Here is a 21,320-nt window from a genome sequence, read left to right as displayed (position 1 = left end):
TTCTTATGTTAATTTCTGATCAAAGAAAATTCCATCTATCTTTTTGTAGAGTTTGCATTAATCGAAAACTAAGTTTAGAAAAGGGTATTATTTGTAGTCTTACAGGTCAAGAACCAAATTTTGAGAATAATTGCCCAACCTATGAACTTGATAATAATGAATTGGCAAATTTAAAAGATAGGTATGAAAATGAAATAAAAGATCAATATCCTAAATCTGGTTTGAAAGGAGCCCTCTCAGAATTTGAGTTCAAAAGAGTTCCAAAGGTTTTATTCAAAAGATTTGCTATTCCGGAAAAAACTTATGGATTTGAAATTAAAAAGGACAATAATAGAGATAAGTCTTTAATAGTGATTTCATGGATAGTTATTTTGGTTTTAGTTTGGGGTAATTTTAAAAATGATTTGGCATGGGATTTAACTTCGATGAATGTTGTAGCCATGCTAATAATTTTTATAGGTTCGTTTTACTTTGTTTATAAAGGTTATTTCTATGAATACCCTACCTTAATCAAGATTCATCAAAATGGAATTGACAATCGTGGTGACTTTATTTATTGGTCGGATATTTTGGATTATGGAATAATCAATGGCAAAGGCGATAGGTCTTCAGAAAAGGAAATTTTAATTGTAACAATTTCATCCGGATTAAAAAAGATAAGCGTTTCAGAGTTGAATATAACACAACTTCAGTTTGTTGAGATTCTTCAGCATCACAAAAATAAATTTTCCTAAAATCAAATGCTTTACTCCCTTATCGACATTCTAGGAACCATTGCCTTTGCCATATCAGGTGTACTGGTGGCCATGGACAAGCGATTGGATGTCTTTGGGGTCTTTATCATCGCATTTGTGACCGCTGTTGGTGGAGGTACGCTAAGGGATGTATTGATTGGGAATACGCCCGTAGGCTGGATGACCCAGCCCAATTATACAATTATTATTATCGTTACCGTGATCTTTTCGATTGTTTTTGCAGGAAGGTTGAAACACTTTAGAAAATCCCTGTTTCTTTTTGATACCATAGGAATAGGTCTTTACACAATGATCGGAATACAAAAAGGACTGGACGCCGGGTTGTTGCCCATCATGTGCATCGCATTGGGGACCATGACCGCTTGTTTTGGAGGGGTTATTAGGGATATTTTGTGCAATGAAATCCCCGTTATTTTCAGGCGGGAAATTTATGCGACCGTATGTATTCTAGGTGGCGGTATCTATTTTTTAATCCTTCAATTTCCCGTGAATCCAGATATTCCCTACATCACGGGAATTATCTGCATCATAGTTTTGCGCCTTTTGGCAGTGAAATTTAAGATAGCCTTACCCAGTATTTATAGGAAATGAGCGTTTATTCGATAACCTCCGCTTTGGTGATGTAAATATTCTGTTGTGGCCAATCACCCTTGCCAACGGGTTGGGCATTGATTTTGTCCACTACGTCCATTCCCTCGATTACTTTTCCAAATGGTGTGAAATCTCCATCCAAATGATAGGAACCTGGGTCCGTTACCACGATAAAGAACTCGTAAGGCGAAGCCAGTTTGTGCGGGTTGTCCATTTCGCTACTGGGCATGGAGACGGTGCCCCTGTGATGGCTGTACCCTTTTTTGGTGTCTGGCGGAAGGAGGTATCGGCCAATGTCCCATCGTTTGTCGGCCGTTTTTTGATCGTCTGAACTGCCCCCTTGTATTATAAAATCCTTGACGACCCTGTGGAATTGGGTATAGTCAAAATAACCTTTTCGGGTCAAATAAATAAAGTTGGCCTTGTGATAGGGAACATCGTCATAAAGTTGGATTATGAAGCTTCCAAACTTTGTGGTCATTTTTACCTTGTTGGCTTTTAGGTCTTTTTGATAATCGAAGAAAAAATCGATGGCATTTTCTTCGGTAAGTTCAAAAGTATCTTCTTCTACTTCCGTAGTTTCTTTGGCCGCAACGACAGTAGAATCCACATCTTTTATTTCTTTTTTCGATGGGGTTTCAGGCTTTTGGGGCGTATCTTTACACCCTATAAATGGAACCGTAAGAATTATAAAAAAATAGTAGAAAGTCTTTAAACGCATGGATTTCAACTTTTTTGAACAACGGATTTCAAAAATAAAGGATTTACCGCTCCCGGGCGAAATTTCCCATTATAAAATGGCGCCCCAGGAAAGGATAAAGGAACTTATGGAAGGCAGGTTTCCGAGAAAAAATCCAAGGAAAGCGGCGGTCATGGCGCTTTTTTATCCGGGTTTGGGAAACCGGACGCAGTTTTTGTGCATCTTACGCAAGACCTACGAGGGTGTCCATTCCAACCAAGTGGCATTTCCTGGAGGGAAGGCGGAAAAGGAAGATGGGAACCTAAAGATCACCGCCCTACGGGAAACCTATGAGGAAGTTGGTGTGAACCCAATGGATGTGGAAGTGGTAAGAACACTATCTGAAGTGTATATACCGCCCAGTAATTTTGAGGTGCAGCCTTTCATCGGTCTGTACAAAAAACCAAAGCCTTTCAAGCTACAGGAATCTGAAGTGGCCTCAATTTTGGAAATTTCCCTGGCCGATTTTTTGGAGGATATCAACCTGACCACAAAAAAAATGAAGACCTCCTACGCTGATGAAATTGCCGTACCGGCCTTTAAACTAAACGATTATATTATTTGGGGGGCAACGGCCATGATGTTGAGCGAGATTAAAGATCTTTTGAAGCAGGTGTTATAAGTGTATTTAGTATTTTAGCAACTATGGGATTGTTTAAGAAAAACCCTTTTGGGCATAACCTTTTTCTAAAAAAATGGCTGATACGGATATTAGGTCTAATGTCCCATCAAAGGTATAAGCGATTTAACAAGTTGGAAATCGACGGCTCCGAAATTATTCGAAGCTTGCCAGATACCAATGTACTTTTTGTGAGCAACCACCAGACCTACTTTGCCGATGTAGTGGCCATGTTCCATGTGTTCAATGCCAGTTTGAGCGGTAGGGAGGATTCCATCAAGAACGTAGGATACATTTGGCAGCCAAAGCTTAACATGTATTACGTGGCCGCGGCCGAAACAATGAAAAAAAGCCTATTGACCAAGATTTTGGCCTATGCAGGCTCCATTAGCGTGGAAAGAACTTGGCGTTCCGAGGGAAAGGAAGTAAACAGGCAGGTAAAAATGAGCGATATCTCCAATATTGGCATTGCCTTGAAGGATGGTTGGGTAATTACCTTTCCGCAGGGTACGACCACTCCTTGGAAACCCCTTAGAAAGGGCACGGCCCATATCATTAAAAAGTTCAAGCCCATTGTAGTACCGGTCGTCATTGACGGATTCAGACGCTCTTTTGATAAAAAGGGACTTCGGGTTAAAAAGAAAGGCATTTTACAGTCCATGGTCATCAAAGAGCCCTTGGAAATCGATTACGATAACGAAACCACGGAATCCATCATAGAAAAATTGGAATATGCCATAGAGCAACATCCTTCTTTCTTAAAGGTCATTCCCAAGGAGGAGTTGCTGGCCTACGAAGAAGAGAATAAACAACGTCGTTGGCGAAAAACCAATTAAATTTCCAGCTGTTTAAGTTCCCGATAGTTTTTGTTGAGTTTTCTTAGCAACAGTCCGTATAAAAGAAAGTACACTCCTCCCATGAATAGGGTAAGAATTATACCAAAAATCCCAACAGAAAACATTAGGGTAAGTTTTAATTTTTCCGGAGAAATGTTGTCAAGTTTATACTTCAAATCTGGAAATGCACTTAGCACATTATCGCTTAGGGCGATACCCACAACCATAATCAATACGTTTACCAACACCATGGAAAGTGAAAATATGACATAATGCTTCACCGTTCTTCTGGTTCGAATGATTTTACGCATCAAATTTTTGGAACTGTCCAAAACTGAAATCTCTTTAAAACGCTTGTAAAACTGGAAGATGAAATAGAAAATAACCGCATAAGTCAAAGCAGAGGCCCAAAATAAATATTTGGACACACCAATCTTTTTATAAACTTCCATTCCATCTTGCATGGAGGGTAAGAGATAGAGCAAATGGGGTACGGCAAACTCCAAAATACTGATAATCAATATCCACTTGACTATGGAAGAGGATTTCTTCCAAATCATTTTATGAATATCCTCATAGGAAAGCTTGGGCAGGTTTACTTCCTTTTTCTGCCAATCCCTCTTTAATAATTCCAACTCATCCGTCATAACCTAGGGGTTCAAAATGGTTCTTAATTTTGTTTTGATACGGTTCATCTTTACGCGGGCATTTACTTCCGTGATACCGAGTGTTTCCGCTATTTCCGTATAATTTTTATCTTCCAGGTACATAAATACCAAGGCTTTTTCAATATCGCCCAATTGCCGTACGGCCTTGTACATCAGTTTTAACTGCTGTTCTTCCGTTTCATCATATTCATCGGCCTTTATCTTGAATAAGACCGATTCATAATCCTGTGTATCTATTCTTCTTTTGGATTTCCTGTAAAGGGTAATCGCGGTGTTCAACGCTACCCGGTACATCCAAGTACTGAACTTGGATTCTCCCCTAAATTTGGGGTAGGCCTTCCATAGTTGAATAGTAATTTCCTGAAACAGGTCGTTGTGCGACTCCCTATCATTTGTGTATAGCGTACAAACCTTGTGGACAATATTTTGATTGGCCTCAAGCTCTGTCACAAAACTATGTTCCAGTTCTTTATTCACAAATGGTTGGCTGTTGTTAAGCTATTAGTAGTATGTAATCAGCTTTTGTTACAGTTTGGGTTGAAAATAAAATAACAGAGACCGTCTAAAAAAGTAGTCCCGCAAGTCATATGAAGCTTGTCGAAATATTCTAACCTAATGAAATTAGCAATCGGTTTCGACAGGCTCACTCTGACAATAAGGCAAATAAAACTTTTTAGACAGCCTCTTTTAATAACCCATTGATACTACTTTCTATAATCCAGAGCAGGCTCCCTATCGCCCAAAAGTGGGATGTATTTGAAGTCGGCTCCCCGTTTTTCCTGAAATTCGGCCTTGGCGGCGTCCACTAATTTTTTATCGGAAAAAATATCGATAGCGGTCAAGGTCAGGGTCTTTGCGGCGACCATCATGCCTTTTTTTCCAATTGAAGTACCGCCCGCGGCCACGGCCTGCCAGCTATGCGCCGGTGTTCCGGGCACCCACGTGGCGGCGCTCATTCCTACGGTTGGCACGGTAAAGCTTACGTCGCCAACATCCGTGGAACCTCCCGGTTTTGCTTCGGTTTTGTAGGGTTGGATATTTTGGGCAACACTGATATCGGCCTGATCCTTGCCTAGGGATTTTGCAATTTTATCGGCAAATTCCCTTTCCTCGGTGGTATAATCAAAACCACCCACTTCGGTCAAATTGTCGAACATTACTTTCTGTAAGGTTAGGTTGGGCAACAATTCATGGGTACCCCCGATCATTTCATAGTCCATGGTAGTTCCCGTTCCCAAAGCAGCTCCTTCGGCAGCTTTCACGATCCTGTCAAAAATATCGATGACCACATCCCTTTTTGCATGGCGCGCATAGTAATAGACTTCGGCAAAATCTGGAACTACGTTGGGCGCCTTACCACCAGAGGTTATAACATAGTGAATTCGCGCATCAGATGGTACATGCTCGCGCATCATATTGACCATCATGTTCATGGCCTCTACACCGTCCAAAGCGGAACGACCCTGCTCCGGAGCGGCCGCTGCGTGTGCAGAAAATCCATGGAAACGAAATTTGGCCGATTTATTGGCCAAAGCGGCCCCTACATTCGATGCATTTTGTGCGCCAGGATGCCAATGAAGCGCAATGTCTACATCGTCAAAAAGTCCGGCCCTAACCATGTACACTTTTCCGGATCCCCCCTCTTCGGCCGGGGTTCCATAAAAGCGTATCGTACCCTGTTTATTGTTGGCCACCATCCAGTCCTTTGTAGCAATGGCTGCAGCGGTGGAAGCGGTGCCGAACAGGTGGTGCCCACATGCATGACCTGCTGCACCTCCGGCCGATTTTTTCTCGGCCACGGCCTCTTGCGATAGACCGGGGAGTGCATCATACTCGCCCATAATGGCCACGATAGGGCTACCGCTGCCATACTCGGCAATAAAGGCCGTTGGAATGCCCGCTACGCCGGTTTCAATTGTGAAACCTGCTTCTTCCAAGGTTTTTTGTAGTAATGCGGAACTTTTTACTTCCTGGTATCCCATCTCTGCCAGGTTCCATATTTCCTGCGATATTTCTCCGTAGGTTTCGCTTTTCTGATTCAAGGATTTCAATACTTCCTTTTTGGTTTTTTGGGCGCTCAATGTGAGTACGGAGGTACACAGAACGATGAGCATAATCGTAATTTTTTGCATGCTGGAGTGATTTAGTTGAATTAGTCCTTAAAGTTACTAAAAACGCTATATTCTTTTCTATTCGAAACCCGTTTGTTTAATTTTGCAACTTACTTTTTGAATATGAACATACCTCGTTCCAATAATCCTAGAGTTGTCATCATTGGTGGAGGCTTCGGTGGAATTTCCCTGGCCCAAAAACTTCGGAAGCAAGAAGTACAGGTGGTACTTTTGGATAAGAACAACTACCATACCTTTCAACCTTTGTTGTATCAGGTATCCACAGGCGGATTGGAGCCGGATTCCATTGCCTATCCCCTGCGTAAGGTGTTGATTGGATATGATAATTTCTTTTTTAGGCTCGCCGAGGTAACAGAAATACTTCCTAATAAACAGTTGTTAAAAACCACCATTGGCGAGATTTCATACGATTATTTGGTGGTCGCTACGGGTTCAGAGACCAATTTCTTTGGCAATACGGAATTGGAGCAGCATGCCATGGCCATGAAGTCCATCCCGCAATCCTTGAATCTAAGAAGCCTCATTTTGGAGAACTTTGAACAGGCACTGCTCACGGATGAATACCACGAACGTGATGCGCTCATGAACTTCGTCATAGTAGGAGGCGGGCCTACCGGGGTGGAACTGGCGGGTGCCTTGGCCGAAATAAAAAAAGGTATCCTGCCCAAAGACTATCCCGATCTGGATACACGTAGGGCACAGATAAATTTGGTTCAAGGAGGAGACCGACTTCTAGATGCGATGAGCGAAAAGGCGTCCGAGAAGGCCGAGAAATTTTTGGAAGATCTGGGCGTACAGGTTTGGAAAAATGTGAGGGTAACCGGATATGACGGCAAAACCGTTCGGACCAAAACCGATTTAGTCTTCGAGACCGCCACCTTAATTTGGGCCGCCGGCGTAAAAGGGGCCACCATAAAGGGTCTGGATGCCAAGGAACTGATTGCTGGTGGTAATAGACTTTCGGTCAATGAGTTCAACCAGGTGATTGGATTCCCAAATATTTTTGCCATAGGCGACATTGCATGTATGCAGACCGAAGAGGCACCTAGAGGACATCCCATGATGGCGCAACCTGCCATTCAACAGGGCAGGAAATTGGGCGAAAATTTGATACGACTCATAAACGGAAAACCGCTCGAACCCTTTATTTACAAAGACAAAGGCAGTATGGCAACGGTTGGGCGTAACAAAGCGGTCTGCGATTTAAAAAATATTCGATTTCAAGGTGTCTTTGCCTGGTTCGTGTGGATGTTCGTGCATTTGTTCTTTTTGATAGGCTTTAGGAATAGGGTAGTGGTGTTCGTTAATTGGGTGTATAATTATATCCGATTTGACCGGGAGGCCCGACTCATTATCCGACCGTTTAAAAGAAACTACGATCAGTTCAGGGATTGATTTTTAACGGGCTGCGTTAAATTTTTCATAAGTTGGGAACTCTAAACGGGATTTTTCTTTTCCTTTAAAGAAAAGGCGAATCCTATGAAGTGCTATCTTTTTATAATTTTCCTTTTTATTTGCTCCCTAGGTTCTTCACAGACAATTGGATTGGCAAACGAGCCCAAACCAACAGATGGTTTGAAGTTGGAATCATTTGGGTACCCTGTTTTTCTGGGTGGAGAGCAACATGCGTCCTTTCGTTTAAGCTATATGATTACGAACACCTTTTCGGCAGATCTCAGTGCTTTTTACGACACTTACGTGCTCTCCAATCGATTTAGATCCAACATACTACTTAAGCACTATTTGAATGAAAACTGGTATTTGTTTTCAGGCATGGAAGCAGAATACAGTATTAAAAAGTATCCTGGTTTAGAATCCCAAAAACAGGTTCCTCCAAGAATTGGTATTGTCTCTGGAATCGGTTATGAGGTTAATAAAAATTTTCAAGTGGAGGCAAGGGGCAACTTCCAAATAAACAGTTCTTCCGTGGGAGCCTTTGGGGAACCATTGATACCAATGCCTCAAGTATATACACTAAAAGGAAAGCTCAAATTTTAAGTTACTTCCTTGGATGATATTTATTCAGCACGGCTGCCAGATGGCTTCGGTCAACATGCATATATACCTCCGTCGTCGTGATGCTTTCATGACCCAACATCTGTTGGATGGCCCTTAAATCGGCACCATTTTCCAATAAATGGGTGGCAAAGGAATGGCGAAAAGTATGCGGGCTAATATTTTTATGCAGGCCTATTTTCTCGGCAAGGTTTTTAACAATGGTAAAGACCATGGCCCGTGTCAATTGCCTTCCCCTTCTGTTCAGGAATAGAGTGTCTTCGAATCCTTTTTTTATTTCTTGGTGTACACGAAACTCATTTCGGTAGATATCAATGTATTTTTTGTTGATATCGCTTATGGGTACAAAGCGTTGTTTATCACCTTTCCCCGTAACTTTAATAAAATCCTCATCAAAAAAAAGGTCGGATAATTTTAAACCGATAAGTTCCGATACGCGAAGGCCACAACCGTACAACGTTTCGAGCATGGCCCGGTTTCGTTCGCCCTCGGGTTTGCTCAAATCAATATGCTCTATAAGCTTGTTAATTTCCGCTTCGGAAAGGGTGTCCGGCAATTTTCTTCCTATTTTGGGAGATTCTATCAAATCCAGCGGATTGTCCTGCCTATAATCCTCAAATACCAAATAATTGAAAAAACTTTTTAATCCGGATATGATACGTGCCTGCGATCTGGGATTTACAACTTTGGCAACCTCGTAAATGAACTGTTGTAGGATATCCCTTGAAATGTTTATTGGGGATTCCTTTATTTGATAATCTTCAAGAAATGCAATAAGCTTTTCCACGTCCATTATGTAATTTTTAATGGAATTATGGGCCAATCCACGCTCCAATTTTAAGTAATGTCCATAGTCTTTTAAGGCCTTTTCCCACTTCATACCTAAAGATACATTTAATCCTAGAATAGGTTTCTTTATAATTACGTCCTCTTCTTTAAATATAGTAGATAACTAAATTATCAAAGATTCATATCTTTGAGAGCAACCATTAAACAAATTGAACATGAAAAAAGTAGTTTTTATGGTGTCCTTCGTACTCATGGGATGCTACGCGATGAACGCACAGGATATTACGAGATTTGGGGCCAAAACCGGATTGAACCTTTCAACCTTGGGAGGGGATGCACTCTATAGTTTTGACCCAAAGGCGGGATTTCATTTGGGCGGGGTTTTGGAGATTCCATTTAGTGACAATATTATCATTCAACCGGAAGCACTTATTTCCCTACAGGGAAGTGGTGGTTTTTTTCAGGACGATTTGAATTTTTGGTATTTGAATATTCCCGTAATGGCCAAGTATAATGTGTTCGACGAACTGTACATTGAGGCAGGGCCTTACTTGGGTTTGATGTTGTCAAATAACCTCGATGGAAATACCTTTGTGGGCGGACAGACCTTTGATCAGACAAACGGACTTGACTTAGGTTTGGGGATAGGTGCCGGGTATCGTCTGGATGAAAATTTCTACCTTCAGGCACGGTATTCTGCTGGGTTGATCAATGCCATTGAGGACCTAAAGACCAAAAACAGGGTATTTGCACTTTCCGTGGTGTATTTTTTATAAGGACAAAGTCTATTTTTAGATGGCCGAAGGACTTCCTTCGCCTTTTTTTGTCCCAAGAAAAATCAAACATTTTTGGGTTTGGAACTGAATCCAAAACCTTCATTATTCCCTTTTTTACCACCATTATTTTATCTGTCACAACTTAAAATTAGTCAATTGTTAAAATGGAGTTAAGTTTAACGCTTAATCAACAAACAACAACAATGAAAGGATTGCTTACGATTTTGTTTTTACTGGGAATAGGGCACTTAGGTAGTGCGCAGTATGTTGACAGAACAAATTTTAGGGCAGGTCTGGTTGGTGGTATCGTGGTAGGCGACTTTTCTGAAGCCTATAGCCTAAACCTAGGTTTGGATATTTACCACCACTGGGGTGTTTCCCGGGAGATTGACTTGGGTCTTACTACAGGATTTATGAATGCCTTTGGAGAAAAACAAACCATTTCTAATGGTAGTATATCTGTAGAAACGGAATTTGATAATTATCAATTTATTCCAGCGGGTGCATCGGTACGTATTTATCCAACTTCAGGCTTCAAATTTGGCGCGGATGCTGGGTTTGCTATCGGCTTAAACGAAGGCAATGACGGTGGATTTTACTACAGGCCGTCCATTGGTATCGATTTAAGTGGGGGTTCCTCAGAATTTAATATATCCTATATGGCCGTTACGGACGACGTAACCTTTGGCACCGTGCTTTTGGGGTATTTGTTCCTGTTTTAATTGCGTTTAATAAGTATATAAGTGAAAGTGGTATTCATGGAATGCCACTTTTTTTGTTCAAATAATTAGTACTTTTAGCGGCATGAAGCTAATAATCATCAATGGTCCCAATCTAAACCTTCTAGGGAAAAGGGAACCCGAATTATACGGTCACAAAACCTTCGAGGATTACTTTTCAGAACTGCAATTTCGCTTTAAGGAAGTGGAATTGGAGTATTTTCAATCCAACATTGAAGGTGAGTTGATTACCAAGTTACAGGAGGTAGGTTTTGAATACGATGGCATCGTTTTAAACGCCGCGGCCTATACACATACGTCGGTTGGATTGGGCGATGCCGTAAAGGCAATAAATACACCTGTTGTTGAGGTGCATATTTCCAACACGTACAATCGGGAGGATTATCGGCATGTTTCCTACATTTCCCCTGGGGCAAAAGGGGTGATATTGGGCTTCGGACTTCAAAGCTACGATTTGGCCATCTGCAGTTTTTTATAAAATCAAATCCGTAAAGTCGATCCAAGAGCACCTAGTTTTTCGTACATAATTAAAAATTATGCTATGAAAAATTTATTTCCCCATTTAACCCTTATTCTTATAGTTCTCCTTTCATCCTGCAGTAATTCCGATGATATAAATCTTGCACCGATCGAGGACGAAAGCATATCAATAGTAAATGCCTTTCCCAATCTTTCCTTTTCAAGGCCCTTGGATTTGCAAAGTCCCAATGATGATACCAATAGGATTTTTGTGGTGGAACAAAGGGGTACCATAAAAGTTTTTAAAAATGATACCGATGTTGCTGATGCCACCACCTTTTTCGATATAAGTGGCAGTGTCACCAGTTCCGATGAACTGGGGTTGTTGGGCCTTGCCTTTCACCCTAATTTTGAGGAGAATGGCTTCTTTTATGTTTGTTATACGCCATCGAGCAGTTTAAGCGTGGTTTCCCGTTTTAAAGCGATGGATAACGACCCAAATATGGCCGACCCCAATAGTGAGACCTTGTTACTACAAATTCCCCAACCTTACACCAATCATAATGGAGGCCAGCTGGGATTTGGACCCGATGGTTATCTGTACATTGCATCCGGGGATGGAGGTTCCGGCGGAGACCCTGATGGAAATGCGCAGAATTTAGAAAACCTCTTGGGAGCAATCTTGCGTATTGATGTTGACAATACAGTTAACGGGCTGAATTATGCCATACCAGGCGACAATCCATTTTTAAATATAGAAAATGCAAGACCTGAAATCTTTGCCTATGGTCTTAGAAATCCGTGGCGCTTTTCTTTTGATAGCCAGAACGGGAATTTATGGTCCGGGGATGTAGGCCAAGGCGAAAAGGAGGAAATCAATATTATAGAAAAGAGAGGTAATTACGGATGGAATATCCTGGAAGGCACATCGTGTTACAATGCCCAGGAGTGTGATTCGGCCGGAACCATAGCACCAGTTTTCGAGTATGGTCATGGAAACAATGACCGTTCCGTAACCGGTGGATATGTGTACAGGGGAAGCTTAAATCCCTCTCTGAACGGTTATTATATATATGGGGATTTTATTTCAGGCAGGATATGGGCTTTGGACAATGTATCCGGTGCTACGCCTACAAACAAGTTATTGTTTGAAACCAATTTGCCCATAGCCTCCTTTGGAACGGACCAGGACAACGAACTATATATTTGTAGTTTCGATGGTAAAATTTACAAGATCGTAGAACAACGTCTACCGTAAATATTTTTCCTCCACATAAAAAGTGGCAAAAGGAAGAAGTGAGGCAATTCCAAAAATGGCCAATCGTTTAAAGCCCCATTTTTTGGTGTAACAAACACCTATGGCCAATAGTATAAAGGCGATGAACAAAAAGCCATGCGCATACCCCACCCATTTGTTCGGTTCCGGGATTTCCGCCCAATATTTCAAGGGCATGGTTACTCCAAATAGGGCCAAATAGGATATTCCTTCTAAAATGGCAGTGATTCTAAAGGCTTTGAGCATACCAAAAGAAAAATTGAAGAGAAGCGAAGTGCAAGGGCACTTCGCATTTCAAGTTATTTATAAGTGAATTACCTCGTCGTAGGCATCCGCCACCGCCTCCATGACCGCTTCGCTCATGGTTGGGTGTGGGTGTACCGCTTTTAAGACTTCGTGACCGGTGGTTTCCAGTTTTCTGGCCACTACCGCCTCCGCAATCATGTCGGTCACACCTGCCCCGATCATATGACAACCTAGCCATTCACCATATTTGGCATCAAAAATAACTTTCACAAAACCGTCTGAAGCTCCTGAGGCTTTTGCTTTTCCGCTTGCGGAGAAGGGGAATTTGCCAACCTTGATGTCAAACCCTTTTTCCTTGGCCTGTTTTTCCGTAAGTCCTACGGAAGCAATTTCAGGGCTGCAATAGGTACATCCGGGGATGTTTCCATAATCCAAGGGTTCTACATGCATTCCAGCGATTTTTTCAACACACAATATGCCTTCTGCCGATGCTACGTGTGCCAAGGCCTGTCCAGGGGTCACGTCCCCAATGGCATAATATCCAGGAATATTGGTCTGATAATAATCGTTTACCAAAATCTTGTCCCGGTCCGTAGCGATACCAACCGACTCCAGACCTATATTTTCTATGTTTGTTTTGATTCCAACGGCGGAAAGGACGATGTCCGCTTCCAAAACCTCTTCACCTTTAGATGTCTTTACGGTCGCTTTTACACCATTACCGGAGGTATCCACGGATGTTACTTCCGCAGAAGTCATAATTTTTACTCCCGCCTTTTTGAAACTGCGCTCCAATTGTTTGGAAACGTCTTCGTCCTCAACGGGGACTATGTTGGGCAAGTATTCGACAACGGTAACTTCGGTGCCCATGGAATTGTAGAAATAGGCGAACTCGATACCAATGGCCCCACTTCCCACAACGATCATTTTCTTGGGCTGCTCTGAAAGGGTCATGGCTTCCCTATAACCGATTATCTTCTTTCCATCTTGTGGCAGACTGGGCAATTCCCTGCTACGGGCCCCGGTTGCAATTATGATATGGTCCGCACTATATTCGGTTTCCTTACCATCTTCGGATGTTACCGAAACTTTTTTACCCGGTTTCAAGGAACCAAAACCGTTTATAACCTCTATTTTATTCTTTTTCATCAAGAATTGAACCCCTTTGCTCATTCCATCGGCAACACCTCTACTTCTTTTGATAACGGCGCCAAAATCCTTATCCACACCTTCTGCTTTGAGACCGTAGTCCCCGGCGTGCTGTAGGTATTCGAATACTTGAGCCGACTTCAACAATGCTTTGGTTGGTATACATCCCCAATTTAGACAGACACCTCCTAGGTTTTCCTTTTCAATAATGGCGGTCTTAAAACCTAATTGGGAAGCTCTAATTGCGGTAACATAACCACCTGGTCCACTACCCAGAACAATGACATCAAAAGTGCTCATATAAATTTCTTTTTGAGGTTGAAAATTGAGGTGCAAAAATACAAAACCAAATCGGAATTCTGGCCTTGAAGAGAAATAAAGAAATTCTAAAAGCCTACTTGTTTAAAGTAGTAGTCATTAGGGTATTTCGAAAGTTATAGGTTATTGTAAGGACTAAAAAACCTAAAGGGTATCTTCCCATTTATTCAAATCCAAAGCCTTTGTCAGCGCCTCGAAGAATTATTCCATTGTGGTATTTGGACCTTGCTGATTAATTTTCGGATACTATTATTTTATCTAGAAAAAGACATATGTAAGGTGCCGCATTTTTGGTAATTTGGTATTCTTTACAATTATTTGTTCTCTACAAAATTTAAGGCCACTCCGTTAATACAATGTCTTAGACCCGTTGGGGCAGGGCCGTCCTCAAATACATGGCCCAAGTGCCCACCACAGGTAGCGCAGTGTTCCTCGGTTCTTTTGTATCCAATCTTGTAATCGACATCGTACCCAACATTTCCCTCAATCTCTTGATAAAAACTGGGCCATCCGGTACCCGAATCGAATTTTGTCTCGCTTTTGAAAAGAGGGGTGCCGCACCCTGCACAGACATAGGTCCCCTTTTTCTTGTTATCCAGAAGTTCACTGGTAAAGGGATTTTCGGTGGCCGCTTTCCGTAGCACGTAAAATTCGGCATCGGTGAGTTCTGCCTTCCATTCCGCCTCCGTTTTTTGGACCTTAAATTCCTTCATTTTTTCTTGACCCTTATCTTTGGCCATATCTTTTTCCTGTGAAATGCCTTTGCAGCTGGTCATTACCGCTAGGACCGCTATTAAAACTGTAAATTTCATTTCATTATTTTTTTGGTGAATAATCGTGTCTTTTTATTGTTCGCAAGAATTTGCTTGCACCTACATTGGGTCGCTAATTGGATGGATTCCTTTCAAAGATAGGATACAAATAATTACAGGTTCGTTAAGTTTTTCTAAATATATTAAAATAAAAAACCCCGAATTATCGGGGTTTACATCTATATTTTCGGCATTTATTTTAAAATCACTTTTTGCACATCCTTTTCGGTGACGCCAAGTCTGCCCATTACGGAATGTATGTTGCTAACATCCAATTTTCCGCTCTGTGCAGCTTCGGCAGGTAACACGGCTATCCTAAATACTTGGTTGTCCGTATCGCCGGGCAGTAGGGTGGCCAAATCAAAATCGGCCTCCAAAAAGATACTCACGTCAAAAAACGTATAATCATAATTGTACTGTAGTAGGCCCTGGTCGATGATTCTGGTCTGTGGCATTAACCTCCAAATGTCTACGGGATCGCCATTGCCATCCTCGGTTTGGTCCCATAACAGGTACACCAAAACAACATCGGTTTCAAAAACCTCTATGGATTGTGGAAATTCATAGAATATGGAATAGTCGTTTCCGGCATCAAAGGTTCCCTGAATATCCACCACTTTCCCCAAAATATTTATGCCATCCTGGCCATCGATACCGTCACGACCGTCACGACCGTCCAAACCATCGAAACCCGGAGGGCCTTGGGGTCCTTCACATGCCATAAATAAAAATGCAAATATTGTGCTGAGTAGAATCGTTGTTTTCTTCATGATATTTAATTTTATTGGTTTACCATTATTAATTTAAACCAAGTTATTCAAAAAGCGTTCCATTTTTGGTGTTTGCACGAATATCCTTTTGACCGAACCGTAATTTTTCATTTGATGGCCTGTCCGTAATCCATTAAAATATCAAAACTAAGGAACCAAATTTTGTTTCTGGAGTTGTCTTCAAAACAATTCTCGTTAGATTTTAACGTAAAGTTGATTAGATTTACAGGAAAACCAAAAGCTCGCATATGTCCAAAGTAATACCACATTCGCTATTTACGGATTTTGATATAAACCTTTTTAAAGGCGGTAAGCACTATAGGTTATACGATAAATTGGGATCCCATATCATAGAATTGGACGGTATTGAGGGTACCTATTTTGCCGTTTGGGCCCCTTCCGCGAAATCCGTATCGGTCGTTGGGGATTTTAACCATTGGAATTCCGATGAACATAAATTGAACGTTCGATGGGATTCCAGTGGAATTTGGGAAGGTTTTATCCCAAAGGTTGCAAAAGGCGCCATTTATAAGTATAAAATCCAGTCGCACAATAATGACATCTGGACGGAGAAGGCCGACCCATTTGCCCGTTTGTGCGAGCACCCGCCTAAAACGGCCTCCATCGTTTGGTCTGCCGATTACAAGTGGAAGGATTCCGCTTGGATGGGCTACAGGAAGGACAAAAATGGATTGGACAGGCCTTATTCCGTTTATGAAGTACATATCGGTTCATGGAAACGGGATGCAAGCAATAATGTGCTTAGCTATAGGGAATTGGCCAAGGAACTGGTCTCCTATGTAAAGGAAATGGGCTATACCCATGTGGAGTTTATGCCCGTGATGGAATATCCGTACGACCCCTCTTGGGGATATCAATTAACGGGTTACTTTGCCCCAACTTCTAGGTTTGGTACCCCTGAGGAATTTAAGTTTCTGGTCGATGCTTTCCATCAAAACGATATTGGGGTCATTTTGGATTGGGTACCTTCCCATTTTCCCGAAGATGCCCATGGATTGGGCTTCTTTGATGGTTCTCACCTGTACGAGCATCCGGACAGAAGAAAGGGCTACCACCCAGATTGGAAAAGTTTGATCTTTAACTATGGCCGAAATGAGGTACGTGCCTTTTTGATCAGCAATGCACTTTTTTGGCTGGATCAATATCATGTGGATGGCTTACGGGTAGATGCCGTTGCCTCCATGTTGTACCTGGATTATTCCAGGGAGGATGGTGAATGGGAACCCAATATGTATGGCAACAACGAGAATCTGGAGGCCATGTCCTTCATTAGGGAACTCAATCAGGAAGTGCAGGCAAGTTTTCAGGGAGCGGTCCAGACCATAGCGGAAGAATCTACGGCGTTTTCCGGTGTATCCAGGCCGGTGGAATACGGGGGTCTTGGTTTTGGGATGAAATGGATGATGGGCTGGATGCACGATACCCTTGAATATTTCAAGAAAGAGCCAATTTACAGAAGGCACCATCAGAACGACCTTACCTTTAGCATGACCTATGCGTTTACCGAGAACTTCATGCTGCCATTTTCACATGATGAGGTGGTCTATGGCAAACAGTCCTTGGTGTATCGTATGCCTGGGGATGAATGGCAACGCTTTGCCAACTTAAGACTGTTGTTTGGATATATGTTTACGCATCCGGGGACCAAATTGATGTTCATGGGCGGGGAATTTGGCCAGACGGCGGAGTGGAACTTTCAGAACAGTCTGGATTGGCATTTGTTACAATACGAGGTGCACGCGGGCGTACAGCAATTTGTAAAGGACCTGAACGCACTCTATAAGAGCTCGCCGGCCTTGTACGAAAAGCAGTTTAGCCCGGAAGGCTTTCAATGGATAGACTATGGGGACCATGAGAACTCCGTGCTTACCTACATCAGAAAGGGTCATGATGCCGAAAACGATCTTGTTATCGCCTGTAATTTTACGCCCGTGGTCAGGGAGAATTACAGAATCGGTATGCCAAAAAAAGGAAAGTTGAAAGAGGTATTGAACAGTGACGCTAATAAATACGGTGGAACGGGCAAAGTAAATCCCAACATCAAGACTTCGAACAAACCGTGGCACGGTCATAAAAAATCGGTGGAGATTACAATTCCTCCCTTGGGTGTTGTAATCATGAAATAACGCCGATTAAAGGAGGCAATCTTTTCGGTATATTTTTAAAATAAAGTTTTTTAAGTTATCCGATATTGTTCTTCTTTTGCGGATATCAATAACCAAAATGATATGATTACGAATACGGAACTGGAATATAAAGGAAATTTATATCCCAATCATATTGTCGAGTTTAAACAGGACAACGACAAGCTATATTTTACCACGGAAAACGGGGTAATCCTTCAAGTAACTATTTTACGCGGCAGCGTTCTGCGGTTCAGATACGCAACAAACCATGTCTTTGAGCCCGATTTCTCCTATGCCATAGACGAAGAGGCGTCGTTGGGTTATAGCATCCTGGAAGTGACCGAAAACGAAACCGAGTATTTGGTAAAGACCGCCAGGTTACAGCTTTTGGTGGATAAAATGTCCCTACGCACCCAGATCTCAGACCTCGATGGAACTATCATCAATGAGGACGAAGCAGGCTTCCACTGGGAGGAAAACTATGAGTATGGGGGCAATACCGTAAAGATGAGTAAAATGACCCCTACCGGTGAAAGCTACTACGGTATGGGCGATAAATCCACCCATAGCAATTTAAAGGGAAAACGGGTGGAGAATTGGGTGACGGATTCCTATGCTTACGGGAAGGATCAGGACCCTCTTTATAAGGCGATACCTTTTTACATTGGATTGAATAGGGGAAGGGCCTATGGTATCTTTTTTGACAATAGCTTCAAGACGCATTTTGACTTTGCCTATGAGAAAAGAACCGTCACGAGTTTTTGGGCGGATGGGGGCGCCATGGACTATTATTTCTTTTATGGTCCGGATATGTCCACGGTCGTTTCGGCCTATTCCAATTTAACGGGTACCCCGGAGCTACCGCCTTTGTGGGCCTTGGGCTTTCATCAATCCAAATGGAGCTATTACCCTGAAAGTAATGTGAAGGAAATTGCAAATCAATTCAGGGAGCACAATATTCCTTGTGACGCCATTTATCTGGATATCGATTATATGGATGGTTTCCGATGTTTTACATGGGACAAGAACCATTTTCCCGACCCAAAAAGAATGATTTCAGAATTGGAGCAGGACGGCTTCAAGACCGTCGTGATGATAGATCCCGGTATCAAGATCGATCGTGATTATTGGGTGTATCAAGAGGCCTTGGAAAACGACTATTTCTGCAAACGTGGAGACGGTCCCTTGATGCACGGGAAAGTCTGGCCGGGGGAATGTAATTTCCCTGATTTTACAAATCCAGAGGTGCGCGAATGGTGGGCGGAACTTTACAAGGAATTTATTTCGGATATCGGGGTGCATGCCGTGTGGAATGACATGAACGAACCCGCCGTTATGGAGGTTCCCAGCAAAACCGCTCCATTGGACACTCGTCATGATTACGATGGATATCCCTGTACCCACAGAAAGGCTCACAATGTGTATGGAATGCAGATGGTAAGAGCTACCTATGAGGGTGTCAAAAAGTATGTATATCCCAAAAGACCTTTTGTAATAACCAGGGCAGCTTTTGCAGGGACTCAAAGATATTCTTCAACCTGGACAGGGGATAATGTTGCTACTTGGGAGCATTTATGGATTGCCAACGTTCAGGTGCAGCGTATGTGTATGAGCGGCTATTCGTTTGTGGGTTCGGATATTGGTGGATTTGCAGAGCAACCCAATGGGGAGCTTTTTGCACGATGGATCCAATTGGGCGTTTTTCATCCCTTCTGTAGGGTGCATTCCAGTGGTGACCATGGAGATCAGGAACCTTGGTCCTTTGGTAGTGATATTACGGATATCGTTCGAAAATTTGTGGAGATACGATATCAGCTATTGCCCTATCTATATACGATGTTTTACAAGTATAGCAAAGATCATATACCCATGCTGAAACCCTTGGTGTATTACGACCAGGAGGATACCCAGACACATTTTAGAACGGACGAGTTTATCTTTGGAAACCAAATATTGGTATGTCCTATTCAGGAACCCAATGCCCAAGGTAGAAGAATGTATTTTCCAAAAGGAAAGTGGTATGATTTTTGGACCCAGGAGTGTTTGAATGGAGGTAAGGAACGTTGGGTGACCGCAGAACTGGATATGATCCCCATCTATGTTAAGGCCGGTGCCGTAATACCAAAGTATCCCGTTCAACAATACGTGGGTCAGGTAAAATTAAAGGAATTGGTATTGGAAACCTATTTTACTGTTGGGGTAGAGACTTCTGAGGTTTATGAGGATGCACAGGATGGATACGATTATAAAAAGGGTAGGTATTCATTGCGGAACTTTAAATTGACGGGAAAGGAAAAGTCTTTGACCATCCAACAATTCAAGGACGGTAGCTTTGTAACTGGATATGAAAAATTTAGGTTCAATATCTACGGACTGCCTTTTAAAATTGGTAAAGTGCAGGTGGACAATGAGGAAGTAAATTTGAAAACTGTACGTTCCAATGGGGACAATTCCATGCTCATCGACAAAAACTTTACGCTTTTGCACATAACCTCGAAATAATAATTTTGTAATTTTCGCAAAACAGTAAAACACTAAAACCATGAAGAGAATACTATTGATATTGACCCTGTTTCTGGCAGTCTCTGCCTGCAAGGTCAATCCTTTTACGGGTCAGAAAACATTGAATTTTTATCCCAATAGTCAAATTTTTCCAATGGCCTTTGCCCAGTACGACCAGTTTTTGGGCGAGAACAATGTAGTTAAGGGAACTTCCGAGGCACATATGATTACCAGGGTGGGACAAAGAATTTCCTCGGCCGCGGAGCGATGGTTGTCGGCCAACGGATACCCAGGGTATTTGAACGATTATAAATGGGAGTACAACCTGGTTAAGGACGAAACCGTAAACGCTTGGTGCATGCCCGGTGGAAAAATCGTTTTCTATACGGGGATATTGCCCATTTGTGACGGGGAGACCGGTGTGGCCGTAGTTATGGGCCATGAGGTTGCCCATGCCCTGGCAGACCATGGTGCCCAGAGAATGAGTGCGGGTACTTTGCAGCAATTGGGTGCGGTTGCGGGAAATATAGCCATTCAGGATCCCCAAAAGAGAAATATGTTTAACCAGGCATACGGTATAGGTTCCCAATTGGGAGCAATGTTGCCCTTTAGCCGAAGCCATGAAACCGAAGCAGATCGTATCGGATTACAGATTATGGCCATCGCTGGGTACGACCCTTATGAAGCCGCTGAGCTTTGGAAACGCATGAAGGCACAGAGCGGGGGACAGGCACCACCGGAATTTATGAGCACCCATCCATCTAACGATACCCGGATCAACAACCTAACGGCTTGGGCACCAGAAGCTGCTGCGGAGGCCGCTAAATTTGGTGTGACGAGTTTCAAATAATACATACTTTTTATTGTATATTCAGGCCGTTCTTAGGAACGGCTTTTATTTTAAGGGTACCGCCAAACGATAAACAAGGCCAGCCCCAAAAATTATTTTTTCCAACAAATGTCTCGTGGGCTACCCCAGA

22 protein-coding genes are annotated in these 21,320 nt (G+C 42.5%); 13 read left to right on the top strand and 9 right to left on the bottom strand.

Annotated elements, in window-relative coordinates; genetic code table 11:
• Window positions 1-5: 5 nt before the first annotated feature.
• Both FEK29_RS14760 and FEK29_RS14755 read left to right on the top strand, forming a co-directional pair.
• A complete protein-coding gene (locus tag FEK29_RS14760) occupies window positions 6-734 on the top strand; it encodes a hypothetical protein (RefSeq protein WP_138259205.1) in 729 nt (242 codons plus the stop codon).
• Between the two features lie 6 nt (window positions 735-740).
• Entirely contained in the window at window positions 741-1,346 is a 606-nt protein-coding gene (locus tag FEK29_RS14755; protein ID WP_138259204.1) for a trimeric intracellular cation channel family protein, read from the top strand.
• A 4-nt stretch (window positions 1,347-1,350) separates the two neighbouring features.
• On the opposite strand, the gene FEK29_RS14750 is transcribed toward FEK29_RS14755, so the two are convergent.
• Window positions 1,351-2,067: a peptidylprolyl isomerase gene (locus tag FEK29_RS14750; protein WP_138259203.1), complete on the bottom strand. Its 717-nt coding sequence runs from the start codon at window positions 2,065-2,067 to the stop codon at window positions 1,351-1,353.
• On the opposite strand from FEK29_RS14750, the gene FEK29_RS14745 reads away from it, so the two are divergent.
• On the top strand, window positions 2,066-2,707 hold the full coding sequence (locus FEK29_RS14745; RefSeq protein ID WP_138259202.1) for an NUDIX hydrolase: 642 nt from the start codon (window positions 2,066-2,068) through the stop codon (window positions 2,705-2,707). The genes FEK29_RS14750 and FEK29_RS14745 overlap by 2 nt on opposite strands.
• Window positions 2,708-2,730: 23 nt before the next feature.
• Window positions 2,731-3,540 (top strand): lysophospholipid acyltransferase family protein, encoded by an 810-nt coding sequence (locus FEK29_RS14740; protein ID WP_138259201.1) that lies wholly within the window; start codon window positions 2,731-2,733, stop codon window positions 3,538-3,540.
• Here the strand turns inward: FEK29_RS14740 and FEK29_RS14735 are convergent.
• The 3 genes from FEK29_RS14735 to FEK29_RS14725 all read right to left on the bottom strand — a co-directional run bounded on the left by FEK29_RS14735 (window position 3,537) and on the right by FEK29_RS14725 (window position 6,340).
• Window positions 3,537-4,187, bottom strand: coding sequence for a hypothetical protein (locus FEK29_RS14735; protein WP_138259200.1), 651 nt, complete (start codon window positions 4,185-4,187; stop codon window positions 3,537-3,539). The genes FEK29_RS14740 and FEK29_RS14735 overlap by 4 nt on opposite strands.
• 3 nt (window positions 4,188-4,190) lie before the next feature.
• Complete coding sequence (locus FEK29_RS14730) at window positions 4,191-4,685, bottom strand: RNA polymerase sigma factor (RefSeq protein ID WP_138259199.1); 495 nt, start codon at window positions 4,683-4,685, stop codon at window positions 4,191-4,193.
• A 227-nt stretch (window positions 4,686-4,912) separates the two neighbouring features.
• On the bottom strand, window positions 4,913-6,340 hold the full coding sequence (locus FEK29_RS14725; protein WP_138259198.1) for an amidohydrolase: 1,428 nt from the start codon (window positions 6,338-6,340) through the stop codon (window positions 4,913-4,915).
• 102 nt (window positions 6,341-6,442) lie between these two features.
• Here FEK29_RS14725 and FEK29_RS14720 point away from each other — a divergent pair, with 102 nt between their 5' ends.
• Together FEK29_RS14720 and FEK29_RS14715 are read left to right on the top strand one after the other, a co-directional pair.
• A complete protein-coding gene (locus FEK29_RS14720; protein WP_138259197.1) occupies window positions 6,443-7,735 on the top strand; it encodes an NAD(P)/FAD-dependent oxidoreductase in 1,293 nt (430 codons plus the stop codon).
• Window positions 7,736-7,819: 84 nt separating this feature from the next.
• The gene (locus FEK29_RS14715; protein ID WP_138259196.1) at window positions 7,820-8,338 is read left to right on the top strand and encodes a hypothetical protein; all 519 of its coding nucleotides are present in this window, start codon (window positions 7,820-7,822) and stop codon (window positions 8,336-8,338) included.
• 1 nt (window position 8,339) lies between these two features.
• Here the strand turns inward: FEK29_RS14715 and xerD are convergent, their stop codons facing one another.
• Window positions 8,340-9,236, bottom strand: a complete 897-nt coding sequence (gene xerD / locus FEK29_RS14710; RefSeq protein WP_138259195.1) for a site-specific tyrosine recombinase XerD — start codon at window positions 9,234-9,236, stop codon at window positions 8,340-8,342.
• A 124-nt stretch (window positions 9,237-9,360) separates the two neighbouring features.
• On the opposite strand from xerD, the gene FEK29_RS14705 reads away from it, so the two are divergent.
• The 4 genes from FEK29_RS14705 (at window position 9,361) to FEK29_RS14690 (ending at window position 12,378) form a co-directional block, all read left to right on the top strand.
• On the top strand, window positions 9,361-9,921 hold the full coding sequence (locus tag FEK29_RS14705; protein ID WP_138259194.1) for a porin family protein: 561 nt from the start codon (window positions 9,361-9,363) through the stop codon (window positions 9,919-9,921).
• Between the two features lie 203 nt (window positions 9,922-10,124).
• Complete coding sequence (locus tag FEK29_RS14700) at window positions 10,125-10,643, top strand: hypothetical protein (RefSeq protein ID WP_138259193.1); 519 nt, start codon at window positions 10,125-10,127, stop codon at window positions 10,641-10,643.
• 82 nt (window positions 10,644-10,725) lie between these two features.
• Window positions 10,726-11,139 (top strand): type II 3-dehydroquinate dehydratase, encoded by a 414-nt coding sequence (locus FEK29_RS14695; protein ID WP_138259192.1) that lies wholly within the window; start codon window positions 10,726-10,728, stop codon window positions 11,137-11,139.
• Window positions 11,140-11,202: 63 nt separating this feature from the next.
• Entirely contained in the window at window positions 11,203-12,378 is a 1,176-nt protein-coding gene (locus FEK29_RS14690) for a PQQ-dependent sugar dehydrogenase (RefSeq protein WP_138259191.1), read from the top strand.
• Here the strand turns inward: FEK29_RS14690 and FEK29_RS14685 are convergent.
• The 4 genes from FEK29_RS14685 to FEK29_RS14670 all read right to left on the bottom strand — a co-directional run bounded on the left by FEK29_RS14685 (window position 12,370) and on the right by FEK29_RS14670 (window position 15,691).
• Window positions 12,370-12,642 carry a DUF3817 domain-containing protein gene (locus tag FEK29_RS14685; RefSeq protein WP_138259190.1) on the bottom strand — a complete coding sequence of 91 codons (273 nt, stop codon included), beginning with the start codon at window positions 12,640-12,642 and terminating at the stop codon, window positions 12,370-12,372. The genes FEK29_RS14690 and FEK29_RS14685 overlap by 9 nt on opposite strands.
• 57 nt (window positions 12,643-12,699) lie before the next feature.
• On the bottom strand, window positions 12,700-14,091 hold the full coding sequence (gene lpdA / locus FEK29_RS14680; protein ID WP_138259189.1) for a dihydrolipoyl dehydrogenase: 1,392 nt from the start codon (window positions 14,089-14,091) through the stop codon (window positions 12,700-12,702).
• A 332-nt stretch (window positions 14,092-14,423) separates the two neighbouring features.
• Window positions 14,424-14,921 carry a peptide-methionine (R)-S-oxide reductase MsrB gene (msrB, locus tag FEK29_RS14675; protein WP_138259188.1) on the bottom strand — a complete coding sequence of 166 codons (498 nt, stop codon included), beginning with the start codon at window positions 14,919-14,921 and terminating at the stop codon, window positions 14,424-14,426.
• A 194-nt stretch (window positions 14,922-15,115) separates the two neighbouring features.
• Entirely contained in the window at window positions 15,116-15,691 is a 576-nt protein-coding gene (locus tag FEK29_RS14670) for a collagen-like protein (protein ID WP_138259187.1), read from the bottom strand.
• A gap of 248 nt (window positions 15,692-15,939) precedes the next feature.
• Here FEK29_RS14670 and glgB point away from each other — a divergent pair, with 248 nt between their 5' ends.
• The 3 genes from glgB (at window position 15,940) to FEK29_RS14655 (ending at window position 21,190) form a co-directional block, all read left to right on the top strand.
• Window positions 15,940-17,838 (top strand): 1,4-alpha-glucan branching protein GlgB, encoded by a 1,899-nt coding sequence (glgB, locus tag FEK29_RS14665; protein ID WP_138259186.1) that lies wholly within the window; start codon window positions 15,940-15,942, stop codon window positions 17,836-17,838.
• A gap of 102 nt (window positions 17,839-17,940) precedes the next feature.
• Window positions 17,941-20,340 (top strand): glycoside hydrolase family 31 protein, encoded by a 2,400-nt coding sequence (locus FEK29_RS14660; protein ID WP_138259185.1) that lies wholly within the window; start codon window positions 17,941-17,943, stop codon window positions 20,338-20,340.
• 40 nt (window positions 20,341-20,380) lie between these two features.
• Window positions 20,381-21,190 carry a M48 family metallopeptidase gene (locus FEK29_RS14655; RefSeq protein WP_138259184.1) on the top strand — a complete coding sequence of 270 codons (810 nt, stop codon included), beginning with the start codon at window positions 20,381-20,383 and terminating at the stop codon, window positions 21,188-21,190.
• Window positions 21,191-21,320 lie beyond the last annotated feature (130 nt).

Source organism: Maribacter aurantiacus, from assembly GCF_005780245.1.
GTDB lineage: Bacteria > Bacteroidota > Bacteroidia > Flavobacteriales > Flavobacteriaceae > Maribacter > Maribacter flavus.
The sequence above is the reverse complement of the archived record's forward strand: the minus strand, read 5'-3'. Positions and strand labels throughout refer to the sequence as shown.